The 5872-nt window shown below is 74.5% G+C and carries 6 protein-coding genes and 1 pseudogene; 4 read left to right on the top strand and 3 right to left on the bottom strand.

The genetic code is table 11. From position 1 onward, the window contains the following. Window positions 1-773, bottom strand: a pseudogene (locus tag ACFOWE_RS30255) (hypothetical protein); the annotation flags it as partial. Between the two features lie 782 nt (window positions 774-1555). Here ACFOWE_RS30255 and ACFOWE_RS30250 point away from each other — a divergent pair. Beyond that, window positions 1556-2374 (top strand): SAM-dependent methyltransferase, encoded by an 819-nt coding sequence (locus ACFOWE_RS30250; RefSeq protein ID WP_377293867.1) that lies wholly within the window; start codon window positions 1556-1558, stop codon window positions 2372-2374. Further along, entirely contained in the window at window positions 2371-2745 is a 375-nt protein-coding gene (locus ACFOWE_RS30245; protein WP_377293865.1) for a hypothetical protein, read from the top strand. The genes ACFOWE_RS30250 and ACFOWE_RS30245 overlap by 4 nt, the downstream gene beginning before the upstream one ends. Here ACFOWE_RS30245 and ACFOWE_RS30240 read toward each other — a convergent pair. Continuing rightward, on the bottom strand, window positions 2700-3266 hold the full coding sequence (locus ACFOWE_RS30240) for a TetR/AcrR family transcriptional regulator (RefSeq protein WP_377293864.1): 567 nt from the start codon (window positions 3264-3266) through the stop codon (window positions 2700-2702). The two genes, ACFOWE_RS30245 and ACFOWE_RS30240, sit on opposite strands and share 46 nt — an antisense overlap. 84 nt (window positions 3267-3350) lie before the next feature. Here ACFOWE_RS30240 and ACFOWE_RS30235 point away from each other — a divergent pair, with 84 nt between their 5' ends. After that, complete coding sequence (locus ACFOWE_RS30235) at window positions 3351-4295, top strand: SDR family NAD(P)-dependent oxidoreductase (protein ID WP_377293863.1); 945 nt, start codon at window positions 3351-3353, stop codon at window positions 4293-4295. An 80-nt stretch (window positions 4296-4375) separates the two neighbouring features. On the opposite strand, the gene ACFOWE_RS30230 is transcribed toward ACFOWE_RS30235, so the two are convergent. Next, window positions 4376-5515: a tyrosine-type recombinase/integrase gene (locus ACFOWE_RS30230; protein WP_377293861.1), complete on the bottom strand. Its 1140-nt coding sequence runs from the start codon at window positions 5513-5515 to the stop codon at window positions 4376-4378. Between the two features lie 119 nt (window positions 5516-5634). Between ACFOWE_RS30230 and ACFOWE_RS30225 the strand changes: the two genes are divergently transcribed. After that, on the top strand, window positions 5635-5872 hold a 238-nt coding region (locus tag ACFOWE_RS30225), incomplete at its 3' end, for a hypothetical protein (protein WP_377293859.1).

Raw genomic sequence — 5872 nt, 5'->3', positions numbered from 1 at the left:
TCGGCCGCCGCCTGCTCGGCCCTGACCTCGGCCGCGCGCGCCCGCTCGGACGCGGCCAGCGCCTCATCGCGCCCGGCCAGCGCCTCGGACGCGCGCTCCCGGTCCTGTACGGCCTGCGCCAGCGCGCCGTCACGCTCGGCCTCGGCGGCCTCCACCCGCTCGGCCATCTCCCGCAGCGCGGCGTCCCGCGCCGCCTCGGCCTGCTCGGCGCGGCGCCGCGCCTGGGCCTCGGCCTTCCTGGCCAGGCGTTCGGTGTCGGCCGCCTCGCGCAGCGCGGCCAGCGCCTGCTCGCGGGCGGTCTCGGCGTCGCGCAGCGCGGTGTCGCGCTCGGCCAGCGCCTCGGCCGCCTGCGCCGCCATCGCCTCGCGCTCCCGGCGGGCGTGCTCGGCCGCCTCGCGGGCCAGCCGTACCTGCTCGAAGGCCTGCTCCCGTTCGGTGCGCGCGATCGCCACCCGGGTGTGGGCCTCGGCCTGCACGGCGCTGATGCGGGCCTCCACCCCGGCGGGGCTCAGCTCCTCGGCCAGCACCTGCGCCAGGGGGGCGATGGCCGCCGCCATGCCTTTCTCCATGCGCTCGTAGAACTCCTCGGCGCGGGCCAGCGCGCCCTCCAGCCCCGGTGTCGCCCGGCGCAGCTCCCGCTCCCGCTTGGCCGCGGCCTGGCAGTCGCCCTCCGGGCAGTAGGCGCGCGGCCGTCCCCGCCCCGGCCGCTGCCCGACCGGCCGTCCGCAGTGCTTGCACGGCCTGACCGCGCCCGCTGTCGTCTCCTCCGTCACGGTCCGAGCCTAGCATTACTGTTTTCCAGAAAATAGAAATAAATAAATCCTGTCTGTTGCGTGGTCGGCGGCGTCCATCAACTACCGGGAATGAAGATTCCCGCAAGTTACGTGAGGGCGGGGCGTCCGTGCGATCCGGTGAGGCGGCCTTCCCTCTCCGCGGGCCTCACCGGTCCCGCGCCGCTCGTCGTCATGACCAGATGCGGACCACCCGCCAACCGGGCTGTCCCGTCCGGTGTCCTGTATCCCGTCCGTCCCGTGAGTCGCCTGCGCTTCGCCGTCATGCGGTCGCCGCGGGATTCGGTCGGCGCTGGGCGACGCGTCGGCACCGCCGGGCTCGGGCCGAGCCGACATGATTACGGTCGTGATGCCCAGCGTCTCGTTCACGGTGGCCAGCTGGTACTCGCGCAGTCCGTCGATGACATTCCGCACGCCGCGGATGATCACTCCGGCTCCGTGGTGCCTGCAGTAGGCCACGGTCAGCCTCGGGAAAGGGGAGGTAGCGCGGGACGCGACCGGTCCATCACCGCCGTGCCGATGTCCGTCGGGGCCGTCGATGGCGGCCAGCGGGTGGCCATCCGGATGGAACGCCAGCGCCGGCATGCGGCTGGCGTTGAAGTCATGGGATTCACCGACAGTCTCCCCGGTGGAGACGTCCCGCTACTGCAGCAGGGAGCCGTAGTGGATGACACCCCCGTGTCCGCCCCCTACCATGATCGACGATCATGATCGGAGCTCATCGGGCATCGATAAACAAAGCGGATGCCGGAGGATGGATGGCCTTGGGAGAATCAGGAAACGTTCCGCCGGGAGTCGACCCCACCGTGCCGTCGGCCGCGCGCATGTACGACTACGGCCTCGGAGGCAAGGACAACTTCGAGATCGACCGCCAGATCGGCGACCAGATGAGGGCGAAATTCCCCCAGCTGAGCGATCTCGCCCGGGGCAACCGCAACTGCCTCATCCGATGCGTCGAGTACCTGGCCCGGGACCGCGGCATCAAACGCTTCCTCGACATCGGCTCCGGCCTGCCCACGCAGGAGAACGTCCACCAGGTCATCCAGCGCGTCCATCCTGATGCGCGCACCGTCTACGTCGACAGCGACCCCACCGCACGCGTGCACGCCCTGGCCCTGCTGGACGGCGACCCCCGCACCTCCTTCATCCAGGCCGACGCCGCCGACCCCGCCGCCATCCTGAACCACCCCGACACCCAGGAGTTGCTCAGCGCCGGCGAACCGGTCGCCGTCCTGTGGTTCGCGGTCGCGCACTTCCTGCCCGACAGCGCCGACCCGCGCGGCGCCATCGCCCGCCTCATGGCCGCCGTGCCCTCCGGCAGCGTGCTGGCCCTGTCGCACGTCACCAGCGACGGCATCGACCCCGACGTCGACCGGGGCTTCCGCGACGGCGGCTTCTACGACCGGGTCCCCACTCCGCTGGTGATGCGGACCGAAAAGCAGGTCGCGGCGCTCTTCGGCGGCCTGCCCATCGTCGGCGGCCGCCTCGTCGAAGTCGGCGAATGGGGCCGCACCGACGCCGGCGCGCCCCGCACCGGCACCAAGCCCTTGCGCGCCCTGTTCGGCTACGCAGTCAAACCGTGACCGTGCGGCGAGCCGCCCCCCGGCACGGAGGCGGCTCGCCCCGCGGCCGCCCCGGACCCGTGTGCGGCGCGGCCAACCCCGACTTCGTGGCCCGCCTGGAGGCCGGTGACCGCGGCGGCGACTCGCCCGCCAGCCCCCGGATGATCCTGCGCACGTACTACGTGGCCGATCCGGCGAGCCTGGGCGCGGACGAGGAGCCGCTGCTCGACACGGTCCTGTCCACCGCGACCGGCGAGGGCGACTACCCGGGCGACGCGGTCGCCTGCGACGACTGGCCGGGTGAGGAGCTCTGCCCGCCCCAGCTGATCGCCGGCCGGGCGCGTGGTCACCCCGCTCCACCGGCGACGCCGTCGAGCAGGACGCGCAGATAGGCGTCGACGCGGGCGGCAGGGGCGGGGCCGAGGCCGAGCGCGAAGGCCGTACCGCAGACCAGATGGCGGAGGTCCTCGTCGGTGAGTCCCGGGCGCAGGGCACCGGACTCGCGGGCGCGGGCGAGGACCGTCCCGGCGAGACCGTCGAACTCGTCGCGCCGGGCGGTGGTCTCCGGGATCGCGTCGTCGGCGGCGGGCGAGGCGATCACCTCGGCGAAGGCGGGATCGGCCAGTTGCCGGACGAGCAGGGTCCGCAGCAGGATCTCGGTTCCCGTCCACGGATCGTCGTGCAGGGACGCGGTGCGGGCCCCGTCCAGGACGGCGGCGAAGGCGGGCTCGGCCAGGGTCTCCAGCAGCGCCCGGCGGGTGGGGAAGTGCCGGTAGACGGTGCCCACGCCCATGCCCGCGCGCCGGGCCAGCTCGTTGAGCTGCAGTGACAGGTCGCCCGCGGCGACCGCCTGACGCGCCGTCGCCAAGAGGAGCTCGCGGTTGCGGGCGGCGTCGGCGCGTAGCGAGGTCATGGCCCGAGTCTACCTAATCGGATTGACAATCCGTTTCTGGCCGTCTTGAATCGGATGAGTTATCCGTTTAGCCTCGGAGGGAACATGGACAGCGCCGTGGACTGGAGCGTCGCCGATCTCGGAGACCAGACCGGCCGCACCTTCGTCGTCACCGGCTCCAGCAGCGGCCTCGGCGCGGAGATCACCCGCCACCTCGCCGCACGCGGAGGACGGGTGATCATGGCCGTACGGGACACCGCCAAGGGCGAGCGGGTCCGGGACCGGCTGCGCGCCGCGGACCCCGGGGCCGATCTCGACGTCCGGCACCTCGACCTGCTCGACCTGCGCACCGTCCGGCGGTTCGCCGACGACCTGCGCGCCGACGGCGTGGTCGTCGATTCGCTGGTGAACAACGGCGGCATCGGCACGGTGCCGCACCGGCTGAGCCCCGAGGGGGTGGAGAGCCAGCTGGCGACCAACCACCTCGGCCACTACGCGCTGACCGGCCTGCTCCTCGACCGGATGGCCGAGGGCGGCGCCGTGGTGACCGTCGCGTCCGGCCTCTACCGGATGGGCCGCCTCGACCTCGACGACCTGGCCGCCGAACGCCGTTACTCGCCCGGTGGCGCCTATGCCGCGTCCAAGCTCGCCAACGTGCTGTTCGGCCTGGAGCTCGACCGCCGCCTCCGCGCCGCCGGATCACCGGTCCGCAGCCTGGTCGCCCACCCCGGCATGGCCAGGACCGGCCTGAGCCGGGAGGCGGCGCTCCTCCCCCGTGCGGTCCAGTCCGCGCTGGGGTTCTTCTTCCGCCTGCCGATCGGCGCGGCCGTCGCGCCGATCCTCTACGCGGCCACCGAGCCCGCGGCCCTCACCGGCAGGCACATCGGCCCAGGCCGTCCCCGCCGCCCCCGTCCGACCTTCGAGACGTTCACCGGCGCCGCCGCCGACACCGCCCTCGCGGCCCGCCTCTGGGACCGCTCCCGCCTGCTCACCGGCGTCGACCCGGCCCAGCCGCTGGAGACCGGCGAGCCACTGCCGGACGATGCGTGACCTCCCCGATCAGGGGGCCGGCGCCATGGCGGGGTGCCTCCGGCGGGCCCGCCCCGCCGATCCCGGCGGCGGAGGGGACGTCAGCGGGGCGCTTCGGCGGGGACGGTGTCCATGAAGGCGATCAGGCGGGTGGCGGGGTGGCGGTCCAGGGCGTGGCGGGCGCGGTCGTAGGCGCGGGTGGTGCGGGGGTCGGCGTGGCCCATGGCGTCCTGGACGTCGCGCAGCGCGACACCGGCGTCGAGGGCGAGGGTGGCGAAGGTGTGGCGCAGGCTGTGCGGGGACAGCCGGTCCGCGGAGGGGATCTGCGCGGAGCGGGCGATGCGGCGGATCAGCTTGGTGACGGCCCACCGGTCCAGGCGCCCGCCGCCCGGGTGCGGGCCGGAGGGCTCGGTGACGAAGAGCGGCCCCGCCAGTTCCTCCGGCCGCACGCCGGCGCGGCCGGCGCGGTCGGCCAGGTAGATCTCGACCGCGTGGGCGATCGGCGGGGCCAGCGGGAGCGTCTGGCGCCTGCCGCCCTTGCGGGTGACGGTCAGGGTGCGCCAGCCGCGGTTGTGGCCGAGGTCGGCGACGTCGGCGCCGCAGACCTCCGCCACGCGCACGCCCTCGGTGAGCATGACGCCGAGCAGGGCCGCGGTGCGCAGCCGCGCCGGCCGGGGGTCGGCGGCGGCCGCGGCCAGGAAGCGCGCGGCCTCGTCCCGTGACAGGCCGACGGTGGAGGAGGTGTCGCGCTCGCGCCGGGGCCGGTCGGCGGCGGCCGCGGGGTTGGCCTGGCAGGCGTCGTTGCTGATCAGGTAGGAGTACCAGGAGGAGACGGCCGACAGCTTGCGCGCCACGGTGGAGGCGGCGAAGCGTGCGGCCAGGTCGCTCGCGTACAGGTCGACGTCGGCGCGGCGCGCGGCCAGCGGGTTCAGGCGCCGGACCGCGCACCAGGTCAGCCAGGCGTGCAGGTCGGCGCGGTAGGCGGCGGCGGTGGCCGGCGAGGCGCGGGTCTCCAGCCAGATCGCGGTCAGCCGGTGGACGCCGTAGGGGTCGGCCAGGTCGACCGGGCCGAGGGCGGGCAGGGCGGTCACCGCCTCGGCCAGCGCCAGGCGCCGCCGCGTCACCGGCGCCGGCACGGGCGCCGAAGCGGCGGGCTCGCCCTCCTTCGGCGGCGCCTCTCCCCCGTCGGCGGCCGCGGGGGCGCCGGTGGCGGGACCGGTGAGGGCGGCGTGATCGTCCACGCGGCGACCGTACACCATAAGCGGGTTATGGTGTACGGAACTCAGGGCCGAGTTAAGCGTTTCGAACAGCGCCATATCTTTTCGTGAGACACCGTAACCTGCGTGTTAGCCTGACCGGCATGCCTGACGATCACGACGGTGCCGCCGCCGCAGCGATCCCCTCCCCCGAGGCGGACGAGCCGACCGGCACCTGTCACCTGGACGGTTGCGACAACCCGCTGCCGCCGCCGCGCCGTGACGAGCACGGCCGGCGCACCGGCGGCCGCCCGGCCAAGTACTGCGGCCCCGCGCACAAGGACGCCGCCGCCCGGGCCCGCCGCGACGCCGCCGTCGCCGCCGAGGCCGAGCCGCTGGCCG

This window comes from Planomonospora corallina, assembly GCF_042650625.1.
Lineage (GTDB): Bacteria > Actinomycetota > Actinomycetes > Streptosporangiales > Streptosporangiaceae > Planomonospora_B > Planomonospora_B corallina.
Note: the sequence above shows the minus strand (reverse complement) of the source record. Positions and strands in the feature narration are given on the sequence as shown.